The organism is Atopobium sp. ICM42b, from assembly GCA_000564995.1.
GTDB lineage: Bacteria > Actinomycetota > Coriobacteriia > Coriobacteriales > Atopobiaceae > Lancefieldella.
The window spans coordinates 43,020-68,569 of record JDFH01000005.1; the positions used below are offsets into that span (position 1 = coordinate 43,020).

General features: G+C 46.8%; 23 protein-coding genes. 5 read left to right on the forward strand and 18 right to left on the reverse strand.

Translation table 11 applies throughout. The features are described 5' to 3' along the window. Positions 1-100: 100 nt before the first annotated feature. On the forward strand, positions 101-2,185 hold the full coding sequence (locus tag HMPREF1493_RS01720) for a tetratricopeptide repeat protein (protein WP_035427323.1): 2,085 nt from the start codon (positions 101-103) through the stop codon (positions 2,183-2,185). Positions 2,186-2,211: 26 nt separating this feature from the next. Here the strand turns inward: HMPREF1493_RS01720 and coaE are convergent, their stop codons facing one another. From coaE to HMPREF1493_RS01755, 7 genes are all read right to left on the reverse strand, one after another. Further along, on the reverse strand, positions 2,212-2,823 hold the full coding sequence (gene coaE, locus HMPREF1493_RS01725) for a dephospho-CoA kinase (protein ID WP_035427325.1): 612 nt from the start codon (positions 2,821-2,823) through the stop codon (positions 2,212-2,214). A gap of 11 nt (positions 2,824-2,834) precedes the next feature. Continuing rightward, positions 2,835-3,464: an ATP-binding cassette domain-containing protein gene (locus tag HMPREF1493_RS01730; protein ID WP_198013749.1), complete on the reverse strand. Its 630-nt coding sequence runs from the start codon at positions 3,462-3,464 to the stop codon at positions 2,835-2,837. Continuing rightward, entirely contained in the window at positions 3,461-4,225 is a 765-nt protein-coding gene (locus tag HMPREF1493_RS01735) for an ABC transporter permease (RefSeq protein WP_232215487.1), read from the reverse strand. Before HMPREF1493_RS01735 ends, HMPREF1493_RS01730 begins: the two co-directional genes overlap by 4 nt. 142 nt (positions 4,226-4,367) lie before the next feature. Next, entirely contained in the window at positions 4,368-5,384 is a 1,017-nt protein-coding gene (locus HMPREF1493_RS01740) for an ABC transporter substrate-binding protein (protein ID WP_035427326.1), read from the reverse strand. 133 nt (positions 5,385-5,517) lie between these two features. Continuing rightward, on the reverse strand, positions 5,518-6,579 hold the full coding sequence (locus HMPREF1493_RS01745) for a M20/M25/M40 family metallo-hydrolase (protein WP_035427327.1): 1,062 nt from the start codon (positions 6,577-6,579) through the stop codon (positions 5,518-5,520). 9 nt (positions 6,580-6,588) lie between these two features. Next, positions 6,589-7,839 (reverse strand): peptidase T, encoded by a 1,251-nt coding sequence (gene pepT, locus HMPREF1493_RS01750; protein ID WP_035427328.1) that lies wholly within the window; start codon positions 7,837-7,839, stop codon positions 6,589-6,591. Between the two features lie 62 nt (positions 7,840-7,901). Beyond that, positions 7,902-8,696, reverse strand: a complete 795-nt coding sequence (locus HMPREF1493_RS01755) for a gamma-glutamyl-gamma-aminobutyrate hydrolase family protein (protein ID WP_051485213.1) — start codon at positions 8,694-8,696, stop codon at positions 7,902-7,904. A gap of 235 nt (positions 8,697-8,931) precedes the next feature. Here HMPREF1493_RS01755 and HMPREF1493_RS01760 point away from each other — a divergent pair, with 235 nt between their 5' ends. After that, complete coding sequence (locus tag HMPREF1493_RS01760) at positions 8,932-10,536, forward strand: ABC transporter substrate-binding protein (RefSeq protein ID WP_035427329.1); 1,605 nt, start codon at positions 8,932-8,934, stop codon at positions 10,534-10,536. A gap of 95 nt (positions 10,537-10,631) precedes the next feature. Here the strand turns inward: HMPREF1493_RS01760 and HMPREF1493_RS01765 are convergent, their stop codons facing one another. The 11 genes from HMPREF1493_RS01765 to HMPREF1493_RS01815 form a co-directional block, all read right to left on the reverse strand. Further along, complete coding sequence (locus HMPREF1493_RS01765; RefSeq protein WP_035427330.1) at positions 10,632-11,744, reverse strand: ABC transporter ATP-binding protein; 1,113 nt, start codon at positions 11,742-11,744, stop codon at positions 10,632-10,634. A gap of 2 nt (positions 11,745-11,746) precedes the next feature. Then, a complete protein-coding gene (locus tag HMPREF1493_RS01770; protein ID WP_051485214.1) occupies positions 11,747-12,871 on the reverse strand; it encodes an ABC transporter ATP-binding protein in 1,125 nt (374 codons plus the stop codon). Positions 12,872-12,887: 16 nt separating this feature from the next. Further along, positions 12,888-13,844, reverse strand: coding sequence for an ABC transporter permease (locus HMPREF1493_RS01775; protein WP_084058279.1), 957 nt, complete (start codon positions 13,842-13,844; stop codon positions 12,888-12,890). Continuing rightward, entirely contained in the window at positions 13,844-14,779 is a 936-nt protein-coding gene (locus tag HMPREF1493_RS01780) for an ABC transporter permease (protein ID WP_035427332.1), read from the reverse strand. The genes HMPREF1493_RS01775 and HMPREF1493_RS01780 overlap by 1 nt, the downstream gene beginning before the upstream one ends. Before the next feature lie 84 nt (positions 14,780-14,863). Continuing rightward, positions 14,864-16,510 (reverse strand): ABC transporter substrate-binding protein, encoded by a 1,647-nt coding sequence (locus HMPREF1493_RS01785; RefSeq protein ID WP_035427333.1) that lies wholly within the window; start codon positions 16,508-16,510, stop codon positions 14,864-14,866. Positions 16,511-16,814: 304 nt separating this feature from the next. Then, positions 16,815-18,059: a 30S ribosomal protein S1 gene (gene rpsA / locus HMPREF1493_RS01790; RefSeq protein ID WP_035427334.1), complete on the reverse strand. Its 1,245-nt coding sequence runs from the start codon at positions 18,057-18,059 to the stop codon at positions 16,815-16,817. A gap of 255 nt (positions 18,060-18,314) precedes the next feature. After that, positions 18,315-18,707: a heavy-metal-associated domain-containing protein gene (locus HMPREF1493_RS01795; RefSeq protein ID WP_035427336.1), complete on the reverse strand. Its 393-nt coding sequence runs from the start codon at positions 18,705-18,707 to the stop codon at positions 18,315-18,317. Positions 18,708-18,817: 110 nt separating this feature from the next. Beyond that, complete coding sequence (locus HMPREF1493_RS01800; RefSeq protein WP_035427338.1) at positions 18,818-19,222, reverse strand: flavodoxin domain-containing protein; 405 nt, start codon at positions 19,220-19,222, stop codon at positions 18,818-18,820. An 84-nt stretch (positions 19,223-19,306) separates the two neighbouring features. Continuing rightward, positions 19,307-20,053, reverse strand: a complete 747-nt coding sequence (locus HMPREF1493_RS06815) for a DUF3793 family protein (protein ID WP_051485215.1) — start codon at positions 20,051-20,053, stop codon at positions 19,307-19,309. A 313-nt stretch (positions 20,054-20,366) separates the two neighbouring features. Further along, entirely contained in the window at positions 20,367-22,535 is a 2,169-nt protein-coding gene (locus tag HMPREF1493_RS01810) for a heavy metal translocating P-type ATPase (RefSeq protein WP_035427340.1), read from the reverse strand. A gap of 3 nt (positions 22,536-22,538) precedes the next feature. After that, a complete protein-coding gene (locus HMPREF1493_RS01815) occupies positions 22,539-22,841 on the reverse strand; it encodes a hypothetical protein (protein ID WP_035427342.1) in 303 nt (100 codons plus the stop codon). A gap of 401 nt (positions 22,842-23,242) precedes the next feature. Here HMPREF1493_RS01815 and HMPREF1493_RS01820 point away from each other — a divergent pair, with 401 nt between their 5' ends. Genes HMPREF1493_RS01820 through HMPREF1493_RS01830 form a run of 3 tightly spaced genes read left to right on the forward strand, consistent with a single transcriptional unit; the run spans position 23,243 to position 25,514 of the window. After that, complete coding sequence (locus tag HMPREF1493_RS01820; RefSeq protein WP_035427344.1) at positions 23,243-23,797, forward strand: glutathione peroxidase; 555 nt, start codon at positions 23,243-23,245, stop codon at positions 23,795-23,797. 21 nt (positions 23,798-23,818) lie between these two features. Continuing rightward, positions 23,819-24,334: a MarR family winged helix-turn-helix transcriptional regulator gene (locus HMPREF1493_RS01825; protein ID WP_084058281.1), complete on the forward strand. Its 516-nt coding sequence runs from the start codon at positions 23,819-23,821 to the stop codon at positions 24,332-24,334. Between the two features lie 7 nt (positions 24,335-24,341). Beyond that, positions 24,342-25,514: a cation diffusion facilitator family transporter gene (locus tag HMPREF1493_RS01830; RefSeq protein WP_035427346.1), complete on the forward strand. Its 1,173-nt coding sequence runs from the start codon at positions 24,342-24,344 to the stop codon at positions 25,512-25,514. Positions 25,515-25,550: the final 36 nt, after the last annotated feature.

Consider the following 25,550-nt stretch of genomic DNA (forward strand, 5'->3'; position numbering starts at 1 on the left):
TTGCGGTATAGTTTCAAAGTGTGACGGGTAAAAAATAAATTACCTATATGCGCTAAACTAGCATTTAAATAAACAAGTTACATCAGATAAAGGAGATACCTTGGGCGTCTCAGATCTTTTCTCGCTAAATAAAGCTTCAAAGCAATCTCAGGGTTCTACCCTAGAGAATATTTTGCTGCGCTCAAATAATGTCATCGCCTCTCTTAAAGACCTTGTTGCAAACAATCAGATTGCAGAGGCTGGTCTTCAAGAGATGCTTACGCGCTCTAAAAATCTCGAGAATACCAATCTGCCCAAAGGTGACGTCCATAAGCTGGACAGAACAGGCCGTTGGTGGTTCAACGCTAACACGATGGAGTGTGCACCAGAAGAGTACGACGCATTTATTGCAACTGAGGCAATCCTCAACATTTCACAAGATGTTGAGGCCCTAAAGAATACGCATGCTTCTGAGACAGATCTTCAGCTTGTTCGTACTACCCTCTCGCAGGTAGCAAGCCTCATGCCAAAGTCAGTTTCTCTTTCTGAGCAAGTTGCTCCTTTTAGTGGTAACGCTGACGGCAGCTCAGACTGGATGAAGCGTCTCTGGTTTGCCAACTATGTTGAGAACACGCCATTCCCTTTTAGGATGGTGTACAACTTCTCCTACAATCCACAACTTGATATTTTGGTATTTGAGTTCTTTGTAGCTCGTCCTCGCTGCTTTAGCTTCTTATCTGCAGAAAAGTCAGAGCAAATTGCAGCAGCACGCGCTTACGCACTACGTGCTTCTCTTTGCGTGGCTCGTATGGCACTTCAGAGCTGCAAAATCTCTCGCGTCTGCATCAATGGCAGCTTGCGCGGAGAAGAGCGTATTGTCCTATCTATGGACTTAAACGAGGCTGCACTTGCCCGCCTCTTACCTACTGCAGCAAATACTCAAATTGACGGCAATAGCTTCCCACAAGACCCTGCGCTCAGAGTTTCTTTTGACTCTGAAGGTTGGTTTAGTGAAGTTGAGCCTTTTATGAAGCAAACGGATGAGTGGGTTTCTCCTCGTAGCTTCTTTGAGATGCCAGATTTGTCTGATCGTCCTTGTTCACCAGCAGTTACCGCAGTTTGTGGAGCTCAAAAGGTAAGCGATCTTGGATACTCTGAGGCATCCCGCCGCATTAGGCTTTGGAACACCACTCTCAACAACATTCCAAAAGATGCTTCTACCGCGGATGCAGTTGGAAAATTTGAGGAAGCAAAAGCTTCAACTTCTGATATTTACGCCATTGAAGGCTTTGATAGAGTCATCCATGGCCTGGTCGAAGGCACTATTGATTTCTCGGACAGAAGGTCCATGGCCGAGAAATTCCTCTTTGGTTCGCCTTTGCAGAAAACGCTTCAATCCATAAATAACATCATGGACGGAGAGCCAGACCCAGATGCTCTAGAAAAGACACTTGCAGAGCTTGAGTCTCAGGTTTCACCAACCCTTGATATGGGCCTGTACCTGGACGATTCAGATTCTATTTACAGGTATTTTGATTCCCTCTCAGAGCGCGTAGCTTATAACCTTGCATTCCCAAATGAGCCAAGAAAACTGGTGCTTATTCCAGATACGTACTTTATGTCTTTAGCAAGAATGGCTCGCGCCTACAACCTGCTTGAACAGCCAGAAAAAGCAGAGCGCTTCGCACAAGAAGCCCACAGGATTTCTCCTTTGGGCGTTGATGCAACGCTACTATTAGTAAGAACATTAGAAGACCAGTCAAAAGTCTTTGAAGCTGCAAAGCTGCTCAAAGACCTTATCGAGCACCTTTTCTCCGCATCAGATGTTGCGCTAGTGTACTATCGCCTAGCCTATATGGAGTGGAAGCTGGGACGCTCTGATCTTTGTGCAGCTTGCTATCAAATGGCTATGATCATCGGTGGTAGTGTTGCTCAACCTGCAAAAGAAGAGCTTGAAGACCTTCTCAAGGCAGACGCTTCTGTTAAGAAACTAGATACTCCTCAAGAGGTTTTCTCATTCCTTAAGCAAAATGGTGTTCCTGTCTTTGACCAGAAAGCTGTGTTTAACAAGGCAGTTGCTATTGGCAGCGCATGTGTTAACGATGGCATTTATTGTGTTGGCCAAAACATGCTCAAGAACTGCCTAGAGATTACCTTTGATGATGCCGCTGCCAAGGTAGAGAGTTCACTGAGGACACCTTTCTAGAGTCCGCACACGAAAGCTATACCCTATTACTCAGAGCTTTGGTTGAACCGAGCGTTTAACCAAAGCTCTACCTGTGCTTTAAGATCATCGAGACCTTCAGAGTTCACAAACACTGTATCCGCCTGATTACGCAAGTAATTATCAGAAGGCTGATGCGCTATACGTTGCTCAAACTCCTGGCGAGAAGATCCTCGCTGTTCAGCGCGTTCTGCTCTCAGTTCCAAAGGCGCTACAACAACGACAACCTCATCAACCAGCTCAAGCAAGTCTTCAACGCGGTCAAGCAGCGGAACCTCTACAAAGCAGAACTGAGCATCTGCACAAGGAACCTCTTTTGTCAGGAATTGACGCATATATTCCCTGATAAAAGGCATCTCTAGGTCTTCTAAGAGCTCAGCTGATTCACTGGTAGCAAAAGCCCTACGACCAAGCTCTCGTCTATTGATCTCGTGAGTAACAGGATCTAGCAAATCGTTTCCAAAAGCCTCCGCCACGCGATACGTACATTCGCATCCAGGGCGTAAAAGCTTTCGAGAAACCTCATCAAGGTCAAAGCGCAGACCACCTGCTGCTTCAAACATTTTAGAAACAGTTGATTTGCCAGACGCCATTCCGCCGGCGAGAATTACCTTGTACATGTAGTTCACTCCTATAACTGCAGTGCTGTATAAGAGCCTAGCAGTTTTACTTCTTCAGGAGTATGAGTTACCCAAATTACAACTTTTAATTCAATGAACGGTTTGATAAAGGCAATAACCTGCTGCTTAAGCGCTTCATCTAATCCCTTAAGCGGCTCATCAAAGAGCAAGATGTCTGCATCTGCAAAGAGTGTACGCAAAAGTGCAACGCGTCTCTTTTGTCCACCAGAAAGCTCACAGACAGGCTTATTTTCTGTTCCTTCAAGTCCCACCCCACAAAGCACCTCTTTAATACGCTCTCGAGCGCTTTGTTTTTGCTCCTTTGAGTGCAACTGTATAGCAAGCATGATATTTGCCATAACGCTCAAGTTTTCTAGCAGTCTATCTTCCTGAAACATCATGACCGTTTTAGTGTCAGGCGCTTTAAGCACTGTGCCTGAATCAGTCACTTCAAGACCACAAAGAATACGAAGAAGTGTTGTTTTACCTGCTCCAGAGGGCTCAGAGAGTACGTACACTCCCCTCTCAAATTTGTAGGAAAAATCATCAAGCACAACCGTATTACCAAACGATTTAGTGATGTTTTTTACCTCAAGCAACTGCTCGGTTGCATAGGCACAATTAGTTGTATTCATACTCATGAGCAGCTCTTTTCTAGCCTTGCAGCGGCCCATGAAACTAACCGCATCACGATCTTCTCGCCAAGTGCGCTCATCACAATAACCACAAGCGTCCACGCAAAAAGGGCTGGCGTATCCAAATACACTTTAGCGTTATAGAGGTGCTCGCCAATGGAGAATGTGGGAAGGCCAATGACCTCGGCAGCAATTCCCGACTTCCAGCAAAATCCCATGGCAAGTGAGGTGGCTGTCTTAAGCGAGGGCATAAGCTGCGACAAATAAATTGCTTTAATGCGATGCCAACCGTGAATTTGGTATACGTCGGCCATCTCAATAAGCTGCTGGTCAGTGCTGAGAAGCCCCTCAAGTACTGCAATGTAGATGATGGGAAGTGCCATCAAAAATGAAATTGAAATTGAGAGGTAGGGCGTGCGAACCCAGATTAGTAGCAAGATGACAAACGATGCCACGGGAATTGATTTGATTGTAGAAATAAGCGGCTCAAAAAGAATCTTGATCAACTTGTACTTAAAACTCAAAAACGCCAGCAAGGAACCAGCCGTAAAAGCAAGTGCTCCACCAGCAAAAATACGCAAAAGAGAAAGACCAATAGAAACCCAAAACTCGCGTAGTTGAGCTAGCGAGAAAAGCGTCTGAATGGTCTGAATAGGTGAAGTTAAAACAATATCTTGATTGATGACAACCGCAGCTATCTGCCACACGACAAGCCAAAATACCAGTGCGCCTAAACGTGCTCCCCAGCTAGAAGCAACTTTGCGCACAGTCGGTTTGCCTTGCACGCGGCCCGAACCTTGGGTCTGACCTGCGCTTTGGGCCTGATCGTTTTTCTCGACAGAAAAATCTGCCGAGGCAGCGCCTTTCTCGGCGCTACCTCGGGCAGAAATACTATCTTTTATGTGCGGGTTATGCGCCAAAGTAGAAATCGTCTCCAGGAACCTGTCCGCCTACTGCCTGAGAATTAGCCTCAGCCAGAATGCCTAAGTAACTTGAAAGCGCGCTCTTCATATCTGCGCCATCAATATACGTAATATTACACTTAGGCAACGCAACCTTGGCAATAGGCTCTGGAACAATACCGTATTTACCTACAAGCGTAGCAGCCTCATCTGGATGATCAACAGCAAACGCAACAGAGTCTTTGTAGTGAGAAAGCAAAGCGGTCACAGCATCTGGAGAATCTGAGATGAGCTTTGAAGAAATAATGGTCACGCCAGCAATCAGCTTACTCTGAGGATTGACAGCCTCCCACTCAGCGCCAAGGTCGATTGCAATGCGAATCTGGCTGTTCTTGCTTTGTGCCACCGTAACAAAAGGCTGTGGGAGCAGCGCAATTCCCTCTGGGTCTTGAGCTAGAGCAGCAACACACTCGGTATGTTCGCTCTTCCACTCTACCTGGACGTCCTCACCAAGTGTCATACCATTTTTGCTCAACAGGTAGGACAATGTGTACTCTGGAACGGCACCCTTACCAGAAGCGTAGAGCGTCTTTCCTTTGAGGTCAGTAAGCTTAGAGATAGCACTACCCGTCTCAACAATGTAAAGGACGTTCAGTACGTTAAGACAAGCTACCTTGTAAGCGCCCTTAGTCTTGTTAAAGAGCGTAGCTGCAAGGTTTGCCGGAATAGAAGCAACGTCTACATCGCCCTGGGCAACCTTAGCAACTACCTGATCAGGAGCATCCAAAATCTCAAACGAGTAGTTGTTATCGGTAATGTTTTGTGCCTCAACCTCGCTCATGAACTTAACCAAGCCCATGGCGGTAGGCCCTTTAAGTGTTGCAACTTTTACCGCAACAGGATCAGATTTCTTAGCCTCATCTTTTGTGGTGTTCTGAGACTTCTCTTGGTCTGTTCCCTTGCAGCCAAACAGTGCTGTAGCTGGAATAAGACCTGCAAGTTTAAGGAACGAACGTCTATCCATGAATCACTCCTGACTCGAAAAGTTAACTATGGCTACCTTATCACGTCTACGGCAAAATTTATACGATATACAGCATATCTTGCAAACTCTTTGATACATCCATAAGAGCAAGCTGCACCCATGGCGAGAAGAACTAGTTCTTCTCGCCATATCCAAGGACGTACGCGCGGCACAGGTTCTCGGTGCCGATGATTGCATCGATGTGGCAGCGCTCACGACCGTGAGTGTTGAGGCAGGCTGGACCAAATGCGCCGCTCTTAAGATCGTTGCCGGAGAAGTACGCAGCATTTGCGTCAGTTGAGAAGTGGAAGGCAACCTGCTGATTCCACTTTTCTGGCTCAACAACCTCCTGAGCGCAGGCAATAAGTTTGTTGGAAACTTCCCAATCGTAAGGCGAGCGAATATCAGAAACAATGATGCCTACGTGGTGCTCGTTTGAATTGTAGTCAGGGCCAATAAGGGTAATGTCCAGCGATACGTACTCATCCACCTCAACAGGCAAGAATGCGCCGCCGTGACCAATCTCCTCGTACATGGGGAATGCAAACAAGGTGTTATAGAGGGGTTTCTCGCCAGATTGCGCCAGCCAACGGAGTGTATGAAGCTGTGCGGCAACACAAGCCTTATCGTCGATAAAGCGAGAAACCATATAGCCGTTGTCATACATCTCAAAGTGAGGGTCAATGGCAACAACTGCACCCTCTGAGACACCCAACGCACGAGCTTCCTCAGGGGAAGAAACGTCAGCGATAAGCGAGATGGACATGTTGTCCTCGTTGCGCTCCATAGTTCGAGCGTCTTCAAAGACGTGTACGGAGTGGTGGTTGCAGATTACCTGGCCATCAACAACGGAGCCATCTCTACAAACAACGTGGCAGGTCTCACCCTCAATGCTGTGGTAGTTGATGCCGCCCAGCTGACGGACGCGCAGTGTGCCGTCTGAGTTGAAGCCTCGAACAATCAGACCAATAGTGTCAAGGTGAGCATTAACGCCAACAGTCTTGCTGGTATCCTTGCCTTCTACCAGGACGTATGCTGTAGCTTTGTTGTCAATTTGAAGCTCATAGCCTGCCTCAGCAACAAGCTCACGGAGCAGCTCGTGAATACGCTCATAGTAGCCAACAGGACTATCGCACTCAACAAGTTTCTTTGTTGTGTCAATCAAATACTGTGTATCAGTCTCAAAATGAGTCATTAAAATCTCCTAGTTTTGTGGATGGGTGTAGAGCTCTACCAGGTGCTCCAGCATGTCAACCATGCTCTCAAGCTCTGGGACAGGAACAAACTCTCTGACGCCGTGAGCATTGTAGTAGCAAGCAGAAAGATTAGCGCACGGGAATCCTCTAAAGGAAAGTTGGGATCCGTCGGTGCCGCCGCGCATTGGAATGCAGGTCATCTCTACACCGGTCTTCTTGTATGCAGTACGAGCGTTCTCAATTAAGTGTGCATACTCGGACTTGAGGACAATATCAGCCAAGTTGTGATACTGATCGTGAATCTCAACGGAGAGTACCTCGGAGCCAATCTGCTTGTTGACATACGCTGCAGCGTCAACCATCAACTGCTTGCGACGCTCAACTTTTGACTGATCATGGTCACGAATGATGTAATCAGCGCGAGCAGACTCGCAATCACCATTGACGCGCTCCAGATAGAAGAAGCCATCATAGCCCTCAGTGAACTCAGGACGCTCCGCAGGTGGAAGCAGCTCGTGGAAGCGCATGATTGCCTCAGATGCATTGATCATCTGGCCTTTTGCGGTACCTGTGTGAACCGAAAGTCCGTGAGCGCGCACAAACACCTCAGCAGCATTGAACGTCTCGTAGCAGAACTCACCAAAGGGACCGCCGTCAATGGTATAGCCATACGCAGCACCAAAGGTATCAAGGTCGAGAAGAGCGGCGCCGTGGCCAATCTCCTCATCAGGAACAAACGCAAGCGCAATACGTGGATGCTTGAGCTCTGGATGCTCCTTGTAGCGAGCAAGTAAGCTTACCAGCATGGCAATACCTGCCTTGTCATCGCCGCCAAGCAGCGAAGTGCCATCAGTAGTAACAAGCTGCCAGCCAACCATGTGCTCAAGCTGAGGATTAGTCTCTGGGCTAATGTAGACCTCTCTACCCTCGCGATCGGAGCCAACTACCAGCTTGCCGCCCTCATATGTAACAACCTGAGGATGAACGGGATTGCCCCAAGACTGCCAAGCCGTATCAATATGGCAGCAGAAACCAAGAGTAGGAAGATCTTCCAGACCCTTACTTGCTGGCCAATGAGCAACCACATAAGCGTGCTCGTCGACGGTTACATTTTCTGCGCCAAGCTCACGAAGATCGGCCGCAACAACCTCAGCCATCTGGAACTGAGACTCAGTTGAAGGAACCTTATCTGCGGTCAGCGGATTAGACTGAGAAGAAACCTTGCAATACGAAATAAATCTATCTAGCACGTCACTCATAAAACTCCCTTACAAAAAACTGCGCTAACCATATAGTCAACGCAGTTTAGAGTATCAATATATTAACGAGAAGACCGCGAGGCTTGCGAAGCTGTAACAAAGGATTTCCAAAGTTCGCAATCAGCCTTGCTGTAATTCCATCCATATTCCGGATGCCACTGTACGCCTATAGCGAACGTCTTCCCCTTGACCTCAGCGCCTTCAATAATGCCGTCTGACGCATAGGCAACTACCGTAAGTTCTGAAGACACCTTTCGGAGCGCCTCATCGTGGTATGAATTTGCCTGAATGTCCTCTGCCTGGCCTAAGGCGTTGTAAAGCAAAGAGTCTTTTTGAACATGAACAGCATGAGCTGGATGATACAGATTTGCTGAATGAGTCCAGAAAGTATGATTTTCTGCTGGCTCCATGGTATGCAAATCTTGTACAAGCGTACCGCCCAGCACAACATTTAAAAGCTGAAGGCCACGGCAAATAGCAAGTAAAGGTTTATCTGCAGCAAGTACCTGCTTTACCAGCTCAAACTCAAGCGCATCTCGTATAGGACACAAACGATTAAGGTCGCGTGGTTCTTCTCCCCAATTACGAGGATCAACATCGTGACCTCCCGTAAGGCAGAAGCCATCACACATCTCAACAAACTGAGCAATAACCTCTGGGTCTTCTGTGAGAGGCATCATGATTGGAATGCCGCCAGCTGCAAGAATGGCGTCAAGCTGAATTTGTGCTACAGAAGCAGAATCAGAAAAATTTTCTTCAGGCATCCAGCGAGGAGTCACACAGATAAGAGGGCGCTCAGAAGCAGGAAGCTTGGGAACATCATTAAATGCATCTTTGACAATTTCTGGAATAACCACAAAATCCTCTTAACACTCAGCTCTTCAAACAACATAACAGTAAAGGTTGACCTTTACTGAGTCTTTGACTTTATCGCTTTTGCGCTTTTCGTGCCACTCTAGCAAGCCCTCCTCCACAATGTTTTTTCATTAATGAAACATTTTTCTGTATTGCGTACAATTAATTTGGGTATTAAGAAGCCAGTTCTTTACATTTAAAGCTTCGTATTTCGAAGATGCAAACGGAAGGCGCCCTATGAAAGAGCACGTATTTAATAACCTTTCCCGTAAATCATTTTTACGTGGATCTTTGGCGGCTGCCGTTGCCGCCGGTTCTGCTTCACTACTTTCTGCTTGTGGCGGTTCAGGTGGCGGAGACGCAGAGAAAAAGGTGTTGCGCTTTGGTGTAAACAACCCAAAGGTAACCTTTGATACTCAGAAGACTTCTGGTTCTGTTGGTGTATCTGAGGCAGTTGCAGAGTCTTTGCTGGTACTTAATCCAGACACAAAAGAAATTGAGCCAAACCTGGTAACTGGCCTTCCAACTGTCTCTGATGATGGTCTTACCTACTCATATGAGCTTAAGGATGGCGTCAAATTCCACAATGGAGAAACCCTTAAGGCATCTGACGTTAAGTACACCTTCACTCGTATGTTCTTGCCTGCTACCAAGGCAACCTCAATTGACTCCTATGCGTACATTGAGGGCGCTAAAGACATTATTGCTGGTAAAACTGAAGAGCTTTCTGGCATTGTTATTAAGGACGACCGTCACTTTGACATCAAACTGACACAGCCTTATTCAACCTTCAACGCAATCATGGCTCAGTTCTACGCAGTTATCTACCCAGAGAAAGCCTGTAAAGAGGCTGGTGAGGCATGGGGCACTGAGACCAACTTTATTGGTACTGGTGCTTTCAAGCTTGTCTCTAATGACAGCACCACAGAAGTTGTTCTTGAGGGATTTGCTGATTACCATGAGGGTAAGCCTGGCCTGGATGAGCTCAGATTTGTCTACATTGACGATGCCAACACCCGTATTCTTAACTACAAGAACAACGATGTTGACCTGGTCTTTATTTCTCAGTCTCTTATCCAGCAGTACCAAAATGATGAGTCTATCTCCAAAGAGATTGTCAACTACACCCCTGCATCTACGCAGTTTGTAAACTTGAACCTTAAGAGCGAGAATCTCAAAGATGTTCGCGTCCGTCAGGCGCTCTCTATGGCAATTGACAGAGATACTATTTGCAGCACCATTCTTTCTGGTGTTGCCAAACCTGCAAAGTCGTTTATCCCATCTTCTGAGACTGGCTACAATGAGTCCGCTCCAGAGTTTGAGTACAACGTAGACAAGGCAAAGCAGCTTCTTGCACAGGCAGGTGTTTCTAACCTCACTCTTAACGCACAGGTCAGAAGCCAGGATCAGAACCTCATGGTTGCCCTTCAGGATGCTTGGTCCAAGATTGGCGTTACCTGTAACGTAAGCGTTATTGACTCTGGTGTTTGGAGCGACGCACGTACTAATGGTGACCTTGAAGTCACTCTTGTTACCTGGTCTACCCTCTCCTTCCAGGGTGTTGAGCACATGGGCTCTTACTTCCGCTCTGACCGCGCTGCAAAGAAGTCTTCCTTCTACAACAGCACCGAGTTTGACAGCCTTGTTGATCAGGCTCGTTCAACCGTTAATGACAACGATAAGGTCCTGGAGCTTACTCGCCAGGCAGACAGTCTTATGACTCACACAGACTATGCTTGCCTGCCTATCGACTGGCCTCAGATGCCTTACGTCTTGAAGCCAGAGTTTACCGGCCTCACCGTTTTGGTTAACCCTCACTTTGATAAGGTTAAGAAGAAGTAGGCGTTTCCTTCATACAAAACAAGGGCGAGAAGATCAATTGGTCTTCTCGCCCTTTTGTGTTTGTAAGCCGTTTTAAGACACGACAATAAAATACGCTACTCGGAAATCTTCTCCTCAAGGCGCGCTTCTTCTACGGCCTTCTGAGCCGCCTCAATAGCATGCGCAACCTGAGGTGTGCGGTCGGCATCGGAAAGTGACGCATCGTACAGGTGGCAGGCGCAGAAGTGACCTGGCTCAGCCTCGATGCGCTCAGGAATGCGCTCGGAGCAAACCTTCATTGCCTTAGGGCAGCGCGTGTGGAATACGCAGCCTGAAGGTGGGTTAGCAGGACTTGGAACATCACCTTGAAGAATGCGCTTTTCCTGGATACGCTCGTGGCGAATACGAGGAATAACGTCCAAAAGTGCCTGAGTGTATGGGTGCAAAGGACGCTCAAAGAGGGCATCTTTAGTGGCAAACTCCATCTGGTGACCCAGATACATGACCATAACAGTATCAGCAATGTGGCGAACAACGGAAAGGTCATGGCTAATAAAGATGTATGCCAGACCGTGGTCCTTCTGAAGCTCTTCAAGCAAGTTGATTACCTTGGCCTGAACAGAAACGTCCAGGGCAGAAACAGGCTCATCGCAGACAACAATTTCTGGCTCAAGCACAATAGCGCGAGCAATACCAATACGCTGGCGCTGACCGCCCGAGAACTCGTGAGGGTAGCGGTACTTGAACTCAAGGTTAAGGCCAACTTCCTCCATAACCTCTTCAATGCGAGCGTCGCGCTCCGCCTTTGTTTTATAAGTACCTGCAATATCAATAGGCTCGCCAATGATATCCATGACCGTCATACGAGGGTTCAGTGAGCTGTACGGATCCTGGAAGATAAGCTTCATCTTCTGACGGGCTCGCTTGAGGTCTTCTCCCTTAAGTGAGGTGAAGTCTTCTCCATCAAGCTCAACTGTTCCAGAGGTTGGCTCGGTGAGGCGCAGTACGCACTTGCCTGTTGTGGACTTTCCGCAGCCAGACTCACCAACAATAGCCAAGGTCTCTTTACGCCTAAGGTCAAACGAAACATCCTCAACAGCATGAACTGAAGCATTAGAGCGCCCAAATACACCATTTTTGATGGGAAAACGCTTAACAAGATTCCTTACGGACAAGATGGTTTTCTCGCCAGAAAGGTCTTTAACGTCCGTGTTATTCTCTTCTACCATGACTACTCACCCCACTCATCAGTGTATTTCCAACAGCTGACAGTATGGCAATTGTCTTCACCAACAGCAGTCAAGCTAGGACGACGATTCTTACAAATGTCCTTAGCAAACGGACAACGTGGATGGAATGGGCAGCCAGAAGGCATATGCGAAAGCATAGGAACGCTACCAGGAATTGCATAGAGTTCCTTGGTGCGCTCGTCAAACGATGGAATGGACGCAATCAAGCCCTGAGCATAGGGATGCAGAGGGTTAGTAAAGAGCTCTGCAGACTGTGCATACTCAACGCGATGACCAGCGTACATGACAAGAACCCAGTCGGCCATCTCGGAAACAACGCCCATGTCGTGTGTAATCAACATAACGGCGGTACCCAGGTCCTGCTTCATGCGGTCAATAATCTGCAGAATCTGTGCCTGAACCGTTACGTCAAGCGCGGTTGTTGGCTCGTCGCAGATAAGCAGCGATGGCTGACACGCAAGTGCCATAGCAATCATGACACGCTGACGCATACCACCAGAAAGCTCATGAGGATATGACGAGAAGACCTTCTCTGGTGCAGGAATACCCACCAGTTTGATCATATCAAGGGCCTTCTGATCTGCCTCCTGTTTGCTCATGTTGGGATTATGAACAAGGATGCCCTCACGAATCTGAAGACCGGACTTCATAACAGGATTCAGAGAGGTCATGGGCTCCTGGAAAATCATGCCAATGCGATTACCGCGGAAGTCACGCATGCCACCACGAGGAAGCTGCGTTAAATCAGTTCCCTCAAAAATAATTTCTCCGCCAGTAATCTGCGCAGGAGGTGTAGGAAGCAATCCCATGACTGACAATGCCGTCATGGACTTACCGCAGCCAGACTCTCCTACTACCGCAAGAGTCTCGCCTTTACGCATAATAAACGAGAGGTCACTTACTGCAGGAAGTGCGCCATCTTCGGTGAAAAGCGTAACGTCAAGATGATTAACGTCGAGAAGGACGTTCTTCTTGCACTGCTCTTCTCGCTCCTTTTGAGCGGTTTCTTGTGCAAGTTTGCGCTCCTCAAGGCTGCAAAATTGCACAGACTGTCCATTTGGACCCTCGATAACGTGCTCAAATGTTGCATCTGTATTTTCTGCCATAAACGTAACCTCCTTTCTAAGAACGCATCTTTGGATCAAGGGCGTCACGAAGTGCATCGCCAAGCAAGTTAAAAGACATAACCGTAATGATGATGACAATACCTGGAGCAATACTGTAGAGAGGCTGTGATGCAAGGAATGGCTGAGAAGCTGCAATCATTTGACCCCAGCTTGCATCAGGTGGCTGAACGCCCAATCCCAAGAACGAAAGCGTTGCCTCAGAAAGAATTGCACTTGGAATGCCCAGGGTAGAAACAACGATCAGCGTAGAAATGCAGTTAGGAAGCAAATGCTTCATGATGATGCGGAAGCTGTTACCACCAGACAAAATACAAGACTGAATGTATTCAGAATTCTTCAGGCGCATGACGTCGCCTCGAATCAGCCTTGCCGTAGTTGTCCACATCAGAAGACCCAGTGCAATATAGAGGTTAATAAGACCTGGGCCCATAACAAACATAATCAAAATTGCAAAAAGCAAGAATGGGAAGCTGGAGAAAACCTGAATGATAAAGGAAACAACTGCATCAACCCAACGGCCATAATATCCGGCTGCAACTCCCGCAACAAAGCCAATAAAGAGAGCAATAGCCTGCGAAATAATACCAACAGACAGAGAAATCTGGCAGCCGTAAATAATACGAGAAAGGATATCTCGTCCATATTCATCGGTGCCTAAAAGGTGCTCTACTGTAGGGTTTTGATTCATAATTGCAAGGTTTTGATCCTTGTAGCTGTAAGGAGCAATCACAGGAGCAAGAATTGCAATAATCGCAAGGGCCAAAACAATGCCTAAGCAGATCATGCCCAGTTTGTTCCTCTTAAAAATGTTCCAGCTAACCTGCCAGTAGCTCTGAGCACGAACCTTTTTAGTGGCAGCCTGCTCCTCTTCTTGAGCCTTGGCGGCATCCTCAAGTACAGCTTCAGTCTTTTGGACCTTCTCGCTATTTTTATCACTCGTAAACAAAGCCATTACTCTGATGCCTCCTCTCCAAGACGAATGCGTGGATCAACCACTGCGTACAAAATATCAACAAGCAGATAGATAACAACGCAGATAATTGCCACGTACATGACGCTACCTTGAATAAGCGGCAGGTCACGAGCATTAATTGCATCGATAAGCAGCTTACCCATACCGTTCATGTTGAAGATCTGTTCAATGATGATGGAACCAGTAAGGATGTCTCCCAGCTGAGATCCAGCAATGGTAATAATTGGGATAAGAGCATTTCTGAGCGCGTGCTTCAAAACAATAGCGGAGCGCTTTAAGCCCTTAGCTTCAGCGGTTCTAATGTAGTCCTGATTTAATACGTCCAGCATGCTAGTCCTGGTAACACGAGCAATACTTGCTGCATAACGAGAACCCAGCGCAATAACTGGAAGAACGTAGGCGGATGGTGTTTTAACGCCTGATAGCGGGAACCACTTAAGCGTCATAGCAAAAATAATCTGCAGTACTAATGCCACCCAGAATGAAGGGGCAGAAATACCAAAAATTGCAACTGACATAAGTGTTCTATCAAGCCATTTTCCATGGTTTACTGCGGCGAGAATACCCATCAAAAGACCAAATACTATGGCAAAAAGATACGCAAACACTGCTAAGCGTAGCGTAACTCCCAAAGCCTTAGTCAGAAGTGCAATGACAGGTCGCTTCTGAGTGTAAGAAGTTCCAAAATCTCCACCAAGCATTTTTACAAACCAGTTTGCGTACTGCTCTGGAATTGGCTTATCAAGACCCATGGTGTGACGGACCTGTTGAACAGTAGCCTCATCAGCCATATCGCCCATCATGACTCGTACTGGGTCACCTGGGACAATATTCAAGACAAAAAACGTTAAAGCAGAAATACAAACTACAACGCTCACTGCTTGAAGGATTCGTTTGATTAGAAACGATCTCACTCCTGAGCTCCTCTCCCCTCAAGAAAATGAAGCGGCATCCAAGAATCTTAGATGCCGCTTTAAAGTTTATAGCAAGTTTGCTACTTAGTCCTCTGGAACGGTGTAATCGGAATTAGATGTATCAATATCGACATCAAAGAAGTGATAAATCAAGTTTCCAACCTTAGCGTTCTTGACGTACTTCTTAGCGACAAAGGAGTTCTTTGGCCAATACAGAGGAAGTGTAGCAAAGTCTGTACGAGTCAGCAGGTTATCTGCGTCCTTGTAATCCTCTGTTCTCTTATCCTTGTTAGACTCAGAGCGACCCTCAACAAGGAGCTTGTCAAACTCTGGGTTGTTATAGAAGGAAGACTTCTTTGCAGCGTTAGTGCTGTAGAAGTAGGTGTACAGGTGCTGGTCACCATCGGCAAACAGTGGATACCAAGCAAGGGTAGTAATCTGGAGGTTACCAGCAGCCCAGTCAGTATTCCAGACTGCGTTGTCCTCTACCTGAACATCAAGGGTAACGCCAACCTTGCTCCAGTACTCCTGAACAGCAACAAGGAGTTTTTCGTTAGACTTTCTAACCTTTGCAGAAAGCTTAAGGTCAGATGCACCAGCCTCAGCAAGTAGAGACTTAGCCTTCTCTGGATCGTATTCAAATGCAGGTGCGCTCTTGTCGTAACCAGGTGTTGCAGGAGCAAGCCAACCACTTGCAACGGTACCGTTACCAGAAGCAATGTTATCAACAAGCTCCTGACGGTTGATTGCCAGAGAAAGTGCCTGACGAACCTTAGGATCAGTCAGACCCAGACCCTCTTTGAGGTTAAGGTTGATGAAGTTAACACCAAGGGTCTGATATGCGGTAATGAGGTCCTTAACGTCAGCATCGCTTGAATACTGCTGATACAGAGAAGATGGAAGATCGCAGAAGTCAATGTCGTTGTTCTTGAATGCAAGCAGCTGAGTGTTGGTGTCATCGTAGTAGTGAATACGAATCTCATCCAGTGCAGGCTTGCCGTCATGGTAGTCATCAAAGCGCTCGAGAACTACCTCAGTGGTGTCATCGTTGCTCTTAATCTTGTACTTACCAGTACCAATGAGGTTAGTACCAGTGCCCCAATTAGCGCCAGCAGCCTCACAAGCCTTCTCTGGGAAAATGCAAGCATAGGAGATACCAAGAACGCTTACAAAGACAATGTAAGGCTCAGAAAGCGTAAAGGTGAAGTGAGTATCATCCTGAACAGTCAGGCCCTCAAGCTCAGTTGCCTTACCGGCAAGCATCTCTGGAGCACCCTTAATCTTGTCAAAGAAGCTGGTGGAGAGAGCCTTAGTTTCTGGCTTAAACATACGCTCAAAGGTGTACTTAACATCCTTTGCGGTCAAAGTAGTACCGTCGTGGAACTTAATGCCCTCTTTGAGCTCGCACTTAAGAGTAAGACCGTCAGACTCAAAGGTTGGAATCTCTTTAAGCAGACATGTGACAAGCTCATTATCCTCAGTCCAACGAAGCAAAGACTCGCAAACAGAGTCTGCAACACATGCGGACTGTGAGTTGTTTGCACGCTGCATATCAAGGCCCTGCTTAGAATTTGCGGAGCCGTAGCGAAGAATCTTCTTCTTATCAGATGCCTGAGGAGTATCAGTGGAGGAAGGATTGCAGCCAGCCAACATCATAGATGCGCCACCACCAGCCGCTACCATACCTGATGCCTTCAAAAAATTACGACGGCTTAGTGAGTTCTCCAGCATGTTAACCCTTCTTTCTTATTAAAACGATTTATAAGACAACCCTGCTGGGGTCAGATAACTATACAAAACAATTACCAGCATCTACCTATATATACCTAGGATGAAATAGACATGAAACATTAAATTGCGACGATAACAGCAAAATCTATTTACCTGCATCTTTTGTCAAATCATATAGGATTTACCTATATACAAAGATAAATATTGACTAAGCATTTTTGGACAGTTGTCCATTATGTCCATAAAAAAGAGACGCCATCTTTCGATGACGTCTCTTGACAAATCTCTAGATGCGCAAAGTGCTCTACTCTGCAGCCTCTTCGGTTGCCTGTGCGTTAGCCTCAGACTCAACAAGGTGAGCCTCAAGATCAGCCTCAGCCTCAGCTGCTGCTGCCTCTGCTGCTGCACGCTCCTCCTCTGGAAGTGGAGTGACCTCAATGTCAATGCCAAGGGTCTCTGCAGCTGCCTTCATAGACAGGGAGATGCGACGACGGTCAAGATCAATCTCCATGACCTTTACCTGTACAACGTCGCCAACCTTGCAGACCTGAGATGGAGCGGTGACGTGCTGCTTAGCCATCTCGGAGATGTGGACGAGGCCCTCAACGCCGTTGCCAAGGTCAACAAAAGCACCGAAGGTAACAAGCTTGGTGACAGTGCCCTCGATGATAGCGTCAACTGGGTACTTGGAAACAAGTACACGCCATGGATCCTCGGAAGTCTGCTTAAGACCAAGGGAGATACGCTCACGGTTAAGGTCAACGTCGAGAACCTGAACCTCAACCTCCTGGCCAACCTTAACAACCTCAGATGGGTGGTTAACGTGGTTCCAAGAAAGCTCGGAAATGTGAACCAGGCCGTCAATGCCGCCAAGGTCAACAAATGCACCAAACTCAACGATGGAGGAAACAGTACCCTTGAGCTTCATGCCAACCTGGAGCTTGCCCAGGATGTCCTGACGCTCTGCCTTACGAGCCTCCTCAAGAACAATACGGCGAGAAAGAACAACGTTGTTGCGGTTGCGATCCATCTCGATAACACGAGCCTCAATACGAGTACCCATGAATGCACCAAGATCCTTGACACGACGGAGGTCAACAAGGGATGCAGGCAGGAAGCCACGGAGGCCAATGTCAAGAATCAGGCCGCCCTTAACAACCTCGATAACCTCGCCCTCAACGGTCTCACCAGCGTTGAACTTATCCTCAACTGCCTTCCAAGCACGCTCGTACTCAGCACGCTTCTTGGAGAGAACCAGACGACCCTCTTTGTCCTCTTTCTGAAGAACAAGAGCCTCGACGTCCTCACCCAGGGAGATGACCTCTGCAGGGTTAACGTCTTTACGAATAGAAAGCTCACGAGCAGGAATAACGCCCTCAGACTTGTAGCCAATGTCTACGAGGACCTCATCGCGCTCAATCTTGACGACGGTGCCGTTGACAAGATCTCCCTCATCAAAATCGGTAACAGTGCCGTCGATCAGGCTGTTCATTTCCTCATCGGAAATTTCATCCAAAGAGAAGATGGACGAGTTCTGAATCTCACTCAAAGGTGGACCCCTTCCAAAACGGGGCCCCGGTCAACATGGTTGCTGCCAGAGTGCCAATACGTGGGCTTCTCTACTCGGAAACTTACATGCTCTCGGGGGCCAACAGATACAGTGCATAGCTTGACGCCATACGGGCAATAGGATAGCGCTCTTCGGCTGATTAAACAAGCCAAAGAGCGCTACTTTGCACAGCTATTACGCAAGTTTTACAAAATTTCTTCAAAGTTTGTTTCTTGCGAGAAGATCTTGTTGTGCTTACGCACGAAGACGGTAGCCTTCTTTCTCTACGGCAGCTCGGTACGCATCGACATCAATTGGATTTTTGCTGAGGATACGTGCCTGACCACCAGCTAGAGTAACCTGCGCCCATGTTCCCTCAATACTATCGAGAGCTCGAGTCACATGATTGACGCAGTTCTGACAAGTCATACCACCAATCTCAAATGTTTGAACATAAGGGTAATGAGATTCATCTTTGTCTTCTGGACCATCTGCAGCAGAAACCTGCTCTGTGTTACAGGTAGTAACACCTGTTCCCTCATCAGAGCAGCAGCCTTTTTTACCTGCAGCAATTCCGTAAACACGATAAACCGCAAAACCGCAAAGCGCTACAACAGCAAGAATAACAATGATATTGATTGGTGACATACAAACTTCCCTTCTGTTGCTGTTTTACTACCCATCATTTTCTAGATTATTCAAAAAAATGATGTTTTTCTCGCCAAATTTTTCAGCAACAGCAAAAATCGTAATGCAGCTTAAGCAGAAAGCTTTGCGCCAAGACCGCGAAGAGCCTCAAGAGCATCGTCATCTGGCTCAAGGTTGCAGATAAAAGTCTCAACAACGTTGACACCCTCTGCTTCAGCATTCTGCTTCCAAGTCTCCATCCAGTCGCCGGTTCCCCAGTCATAAGAACCAAAGAGAGCGGTTGGCTTCTGACCAAGCTTGCCAGCACAATCGTTGAAGAGCTCCTCAAAATCAGGATCAAGCTCCTCGTCACCCATAGCAGGGCAACCAAAAGCAAATGCATCGTACTGATCGCACATATCTGCAGAGAACTCAGAAGACTCAATAGCCTCGGTGTCTGCAGCACTTGCAAGCTCTTTTGCCATTGCCTCAGTATTGCCCGTCATGGACCAATACACAACTGCTACTTTACTCATACATTTCCTCCTTCTGTGTCCAGGTTCCCCCTGGAAAACTACACATTACTTTCAATACCTCAACAAGAAATCCAAGTGCACCCCTTATGCAACCTGGTATTTCTCGGCATTGCCATACGATGAGAGAATCTGCGCCAAAGATTCCCCTTGATAAAAACGAAGCTTGCAATGGTCTTCTGCATCTTTAAGCTGCTCCAGGCGCAAGCGTGTCTCTTCTGTGTTGTCATAGACTTTCCAAGCGCCAGTAAATAGCTCAGGCTGGCCGTTCATAAAGCCTTGAACATCTGCAAGCGGATAGCCCAGCACAAGACCAATCTCATGCGGGAACGCAGCTTTTCTTGCATGGAAGGCAAAAATTTTTGAGCGCATGCTCTTCATCAACGCTTGTACCGACTCAGTAGAATGGCCAAAAGTAGCCAAGAACTCACAGTGCTCTGGTTTGGCGAGAATATCCTCAACCAGCTCAGGTCTATACGCAACGAACGATACTTTTCCACCCGAAATAGCAGAAGTAGCAAGGAGCGTTACCCCAAACAGCGAGAGCTCGTGTGTAGCGTTACAGAGAAATGCCCTCAGTGTTGGATCGGTGCAGATTAGGCTTGTACAAGAACTGCAAGACTTGTGGGACGCAAATGAAAAGAGTGCGGCTGGCTTGACGTGAGCAATAACACCAGCGGCACAGCGAACAAACGTTGTCGCAAAATCATGACAAAGCTCAGGCGTATACGCTCTTCTGCTTCCGGTAGAAACAAGCTTTTTATCAGCGGAATATACACAGGGAGAAGTAACGTCAAAAAGCGATGAATTCTCAAAAGAAGTAAGACAATCCATACCGCACTTGCTCCCTTCTTAAAAATGCGCCGTCGACTAAAAGGGAGCCGACGGCGCCTGGATTCCGGACCCTTGGAGAGGGGAAAGGTTCCGGGCTGATAAAGCAAATTTGTTAGAACTAGCTCCTGTTATATAAAAACCTTAACAAGTTAACCTCTTCTAACTATTTAAAGTGTAAGCCATAGCTAACTAATTGCAAGTGAAAACTCAAAATATTTTTACTTTTTGGCAGAAAAAAGTTCCCGTCTCTTACGAATAAGAAACGGGAACTTTAACGTAATCTAAAAACGCGTTGCTAGCGCACAAGTATGCTCTAAGCAGCCTGTCCTTCAGTTAAAAGCAATTTAACCTCAGAAGGAACATTTGGGTTATGGGCTGCAGTAGTAAGCAGCGACCTTGTGTTTGCAAGCGTTACCATAAGTGTCAAAAGATTGTGCATATATGCAGCAGCACTTACGGTAATAAGACCTGCAACACCCGCAGCAATGAAAGAGCTGTTCAGTGCAACAATCGTACGATAGTCTGCGTGAATCCTCTTCATTACCTGCTGGCCCAAAAGACGCATGATTACCAGCGATTCAAGCGAATCGTTCTTAATCGAAATATCCGCAACTGCGCGAGCAATATCAGTTGCATCAGACAGAGCCAGTGAAACATCAGAAACAGCCAGAGCAGGTGAATCGTTAATACCATCGCCTACCATTGCAACGGTGTAGCCCTCCTGCTGGAACTTCTTAACATACTCGCACTTATCCTCTGGGAGAATCTGTGCCACGTAATCGTCAAGACCCAACTTCTTTGCAACACTTGCTGCAACGTTTTCTGAATCACCGGTCAGCATAACCATACGCTTAACACCAAGAGCGCGGAGCTGCGTAATAGTTGCTGCTGCGTCTTCCCTTACAGGATCGGTAATACAAATTGCTGCAATAAGCTTTGAATCCTCGGACATGAAGATAATGGACGAGGTTGGAGCAATCTGTGCAAGGTCGTCCTGAATTCCCTCGGGCATTGGGGTCTTCTCGTCATCAAAAATGAAGTGAGCAGAACCAATGCAGACCTCTTTGTCGTTAACCTTGGTACGAATACCGTGAGCAACAACATATTTGACCTCTGCGTGGAACTCGTCATTGTGCTTGAGGCCACGTACCTTTGCCTCGTTCACAATTGCTCGAGCCATGCTGTGTGGGAAGTGCTCCTCAATACATGCAGCAAGACGCAGAAGCTGGTCCTCGGTGCGACCACAGAAGCTGACAATGCACTCAACATGTGGAACTGCCTTTGTCAGCGTACCGGTCTTATCAAAGACGATAAGATCAGCAGCAGCGATCTTCTCGAGGTATTTTCCGCCCTTAACCGTCATGCCAAACTTAGCTGCCTCATCCATTGCGCTACCCACTGCAACAGGAGTGGAAAGCTTAATGGCGCAGGAATAGTCAACCATAAGAACGGTCATAGCCTTAGTGATGTTTCGGGTAATGCCCCAAATACCAAAGAAGGCAAGGAAGCTGTAAGGAACCAATGCATCAGAAAGGCGCTCTGCCTTAGACTGTGCGCCAGCCTTAAGCTCAGCAGACTGCTCAACCATATCAACAATATTGTCGATACGAGACATTCCTGGAGGAGCAGTGACGCTTACCATAAGGTCACCATCTTCAAGAGCGGTGCCTGCGTAAACGGTTGAACCAGGCTCTTTGGTAACAAGGCGAGACTCACCTGTCATGGCGGCCTCGTTCATCTGGCCAATGCCTTCAACAACTTTGCCGTCAACAGGAAGAACGCCACCAGCGCGCTGGTGCAAAATCATACCCTTCTCAACCTCAGAAAGGGCAATCATAACGTCCTTGCCGTCAATACGAGCCCAGACGTTCTCAGAACGAGTGATTAGGCCATCACGAAGTGCAAGACGTGCTCGGCTTGCCACGTGGTTCTCCATAGCAGCAGACAGCTCAAGCAAGAACATGACCGTAGATGCATCTGCCCACTCATTTCTTAGAATTGAAGTGGTGATAGCAGTTGCGTCCAAAACCTCAACGGTCAGCTCTTTCTTAAACAGGCGCTTAACGCCTTCCACGACAAATGGAATGGCGCGGAGAATAACGTAAGCGTAGTTAGCAACTGCAGGCAGTGGCAAAAAACGTATAATCCAGCGGCGTGCGAATGTGGTCACAACCTCCATCTGGAAGCGATTGTTCTCAAGAGCCATCTCAATTGAGCTACAGAAGTCCTCAAGACCTGCCTCTTCTTCTCGTGGCAAGTTCAAGACATCAAAAGCGCCAACAGCCGCAAGTACCTGATCTCTCTTGAGAGGGTCAAACCTTAGCAAGAGAGAACCGTTTGCCATGTGAACTTCAGCGTGACGAACTCCGTCAACACGCATCAGCTCATAGGAAATACCACGGGCTTCAGCCTCATCAATATGACCCAGGTCGCATTTTGCACGAATGCGACCTGAGATTTCATTAGTAATTGTAAAGCGCATGAATTATGCCTGTGCGCCCTCTGCGTCGACCTGCTTGGTAACCTCAGCGCGGATACCCTCCTCGAGCTCAGCAAGGCGAGCACGAACTGCAGCGTCAATCTTGGACTCACGGCGAGCCTCTGCGACAACGTCGTTAGCCTCGTCAACGACGTTCTGAGTCTCTGCGGAAACACGGTCAGTGACGCGAAGACCACATGCAGTTGCCTTGACAGCTGCCTTGTGAAGAGTGCCGTTAGAAGCAAGACCAGCAACAACGCCAGCAAGTGCAGCGCCACCGGCTGCGAGACACCAATTGTTCAGTTTCATAAAAATCCCCCATCTGCTTTTTGCAAATTAATCGGTTAATGACATATTGAAGATACGGGTTTTTTGACGAGAAAACAAGTGAAAATCATTACTAATTGGTTATCCTAATGAAACAATTGTACACAAGTAATTTCTTACCTGCGAAAACGTTTCCTATGGTTAGCCATGGTGTACATATAAATTTTGTGAAGAAGCTGCTCTAAGGCGTTACTTAAATATTTGATATCATGTTCATTTGGATTAACAAATTAATGAAACATAACACCTCCTCTGTGCTCTTACTATGAAATTTAAATTGTACACAATTTATTTGTGTTAAGCTAATCCAAACGGGGTACACTACCCAATACACAAAACCATCCAATGCTTCGGACAATCCGCGGCTCGTTGAAAGGAACATCATGGCCAACACCAACATCTATGACCTCTCCGTAGAAGAGCGTGACGGATCTCTTACTTCCCTCTCCTCATTTGACGGTAAGGTTCTTCTTATTGTTAATACTGCAACTGGCTGTGGTTTTACCCCACAGTATGAGGATCTTGAGCGCATTTACGCTGCTTATAAAGATCAAGGCTTTGAGATTTTAGACTTCCCTTGCAATCAGTTTGCAGACCAAGCCCCAGAGTCCGATGAAGAGATTCACCAGTTCTGCACTATGAAATTTGGCACCGATTTTCCACAGTTCAAGAAGGGCGACGTCAACGGAGAGACTGCAAATCCTCTCTTTGTGCGTCTTGCAACAGCTTTCCCCTTCCAAGGCTTTGGTAAGGGCATCAAAGCCCTTGCGCTAGATAAATTTGCAAAGGCAAACAACAAGAAGTTTGGTGACAAGGCTTATATCATGTGGAACTTCACTAAATTCCTTGTAGACCGCCAGGGAAACGTTGTTGCACGCTTTGAGCCAACCACCGATATGGCAGAAGTTGAGTCTGCAATTAAAAGCCTACTTGCATAAGGCGAGAGGACCGATTTACTCATGAGTTCTTCTCAAAAAGAAATACAGTCCGTTGCGGCCGCTAGCACTTTTGCTAGCGGCACTTCTACACTCGACAACTCCCCCGATATCCCCGAGCTTCTCCTCAAAAACCAGCTCTGTTTCCCGCTCTACAGTGCCTCAAAAGAAGTGGTGCGAAGGTATACGCCGCTGCTTAAGCCCTTTAATATGACGTATACACAATACATTGCCATGATGGCGCTTTGGGAACATGAATCCTTGGATGTCAAAACCTTAGGTGAGCTTTTATTTCTTGATTCAGGTACTTTGACCCCACTTCTCAAAAAGCTTGAAGAAAAAGGTTTTGTCCTGCGTCAAAAAACAGGTAAAGACGGACGTCAGCTGATTGTTTCTCTTACCCAAAAAGGCAAAGACCTTAGGCGAGAAATGCAAATAGTCCCACATCAGATTGGCTCATGCGTTAATCTCTCGCCCGAAGAGGGCGCTGAACTTAAACGATTGCTTTTAAAAGTTCTCTCTAACGTTACAGAAAGCTAGATTTACTATGACCCAATCACAGGTAACTATAACCTCTTCTGAGCGCGAAACCGCCATAGTACGCACCAGCGCCATTGGCATTGCAGCTAATGTTGCCCTTGCGGTATTTAAGGCTGTCGTAGGCATTTTGTCTAACTCAATTGCTGTTACTCTTGATGCAGTGAACAATCTTTCCGATGCAATCTCATCAATCATTACCATTGTTGGAACCAAACTCTCTAACAAAAAAGCTGATCGCGAGCATCCTTTTGGTCACGGACGCATCGAATACATCACTACAACAGTAATTGCTGCAATCATTATGTATGCAGGTATTTCTTCACTTATTAAATCTATCCAAGACATCATGGATCCTGTTACTCCAGACTATAGTCCCCTGTCTTTAGTCATCATTGCAGTAGCTGTGCTCGTAAAGATTATTTTAGGTCACTACGTCCGCTCTGTAGGCAATCGCGTAAACTCCGACACCCTTATTGCATCGGGTTCAGATGCACTTTTTGACGCCACACTCTCCACTTCTGTTTTAACAGCTGCACTTATCTTTATCTTTACAAAAATTAGCCTTGAAGCATATGTAGGCGTTATTATCTCTGTGTTTATCATTAAAGCTTCAATTGAGCTGTTACAGGGATCTATCAAAGAAATTATTGGCATGCGTCCTGACGCTGCTCTTTCAACACTTATTTACAACATTGTGAAAGAGGATCCAGACGCAGAAGGCGTCTACGACCTTATTATCCACAGCTATGGCCCAGATAAATTTGTTGGCTCATTCCACACTGAGGTTCTTGATACCACTTCAGCTATTGAGATTGATACGATGAATAGGCGTCTAAGTACAGAGATTTACAAGCAGACATCAGGCAAAATAATCATTGCTGCTATTGGTATTTATGCGAGAAACACTACCGATAATCGCATTGTAAAAATGCGTACTGAAGTAACTGAAATGGCTTTAGCTCATGAAGGTGTTCTTCAAGTTCATGGTTTTATTGCTGACATTGAAAATCAATTTATGGCATTTGACACTGTTATCGAGTTTGGTTATGACGGAAAACAAATTGTCCACGATATTATTCATGAAGTAGAAGCAGCCTACCCTGACATGAACGTCTCGGTTCTTTTGGACCGCGATACAAGCGATCTTTCTGAACATGAAGAAGACAGAGACTTGCACTAAACGCAAGTAAATACATCCTAAAAAGGGGCGAGCCGA

What these genes read in the sequence shown, in the direction of transcription:
- coaE (WP_035427325.1), bottom strand. Translation starts at nt 2,823, where the DNA reads ATGTACAAGGTAATTCTCGCCGGCGGAATGGCGTCTGGCAAATCAACT.
- HMPREF1493_RS01730 (WP_198013749.1), bottom strand. Translation starts at nt 3,464, where the DNA reads ATGAGTATGAATACAACTAATTGTGCCTATGCAACCGAGCAGTTGCTT.
- HMPREF1493_RS01740 (WP_035427326.1), bottom strand. Translation starts at nt 5,384, where the DNA reads ATGGATAGACGTTCGTTCCTTAAACTTGCAGGTCTTATTCCAGCTACA.
- HMPREF1493_RS01745 (WP_035427327.1), bottom strand. Translation starts at nt 6,579, where the DNA reads ATGACTCATTTTGAGACTGATACACAGTATTTGATTGACACAACAAAG.
- pepT (WP_035427328.1), bottom strand. Translation starts at nt 7,839, where the DNA reads ATGAGTGACGTGCTAGATAGATTTATTTCGTATTGCAAGGTTTCTTCT.
- HMPREF1493_RS01760 (WP_035427329.1), top strand. Translation starts at nt 8,932, where the DNA reads ATGAAAGAGCACGTATTTAATAACCTTTCCCGTAAATCATTTTTACGT.
- HMPREF1493_RS01765 (WP_035427330.1), bottom strand. Translation starts at nt 11,744, where the DNA reads ATGGTAGAAGAGAATAACACGGACGTTAAAGACCTTTCTGGCGAGAAA.
- HMPREF1493_RS01770 (WP_051485214.1), bottom strand. Translation starts at nt 12,871, where the DNA reads ATGGCAGAAAATACAGATGCAACATTTGAGCACGTTATCGAGGGTCCA.
- HMPREF1493_RS01775 (WP_084058279.1), bottom strand. Translation starts at nt 13,844, where the DNA reads ATGGCTTTGTTTACGAGTGATAAAAATAGCGAGAAGGTCCAAAAGACT.
- HMPREF1493_RS01785 (WP_035427333.1), bottom strand. Translation starts at nt 16,510, where the DNA reads ATGCTGGAGAACTCACTAAGCCGTCGTAATTTTTTGAAGGCATCAGGT.
- HMPREF1493_RS01795 (WP_035427336.1), bottom strand. Translation starts at nt 18,707, where the DNA reads ATGTCACCAATCAATATCATTGTTATTCTTGCTGTTGTAGCGCTTTGC.
- HMPREF1493_RS01800 (WP_035427338.1), bottom strand. Translation starts at nt 19,222, where the DNA reads ATGAGTAAAGTAGCAGTTGTGTATTGGTCCATGACGGGCAATACTGAG.
- HMPREF1493_RS06815 (WP_051485215.1), bottom strand. Translation starts at nt 20,053, where the DNA reads ATGGATTGTCTTACTTCTTTTGAGAATTCATCGCTTTTTGACGTTACT.
- HMPREF1493_RS01810 (WP_035427340.1), bottom strand. Translation starts at nt 22,535, where the DNA reads ATGCGCTTTACAATTACTAATGAAATCTCAGGTCGCATTCGTGCAAAA.
- HMPREF1493_RS01815 (WP_035427342.1), bottom strand. Translation starts at nt 22,841, where the DNA reads ATGAAACTGAACAATTGGTGTCTCGCAGCCGGTGGCGCTGCACTTGCT.
- HMPREF1493_RS01820 (WP_035427344.1), top strand. Translation starts at nt 23,243, where the DNA reads ATGGCCAACACCAACATCTATGACCTCTCCGTAGAAGAGCGTGACGGA.
- HMPREF1493_RS01825 (WP_084058281.1), top strand. Translation starts at nt 23,819, where the DNA reads ATGAGTTCTTCTCAAAAAGAAATACAGTCCGTTGCGGCCGCTAGCACT.
- HMPREF1493_RS01830 (WP_035427346.1), top strand. Translation starts at nt 24,342, where the DNA reads ATGACCCAATCACAGGTAACTATAACCTCTTCTGAGCGCGAAACCGCC.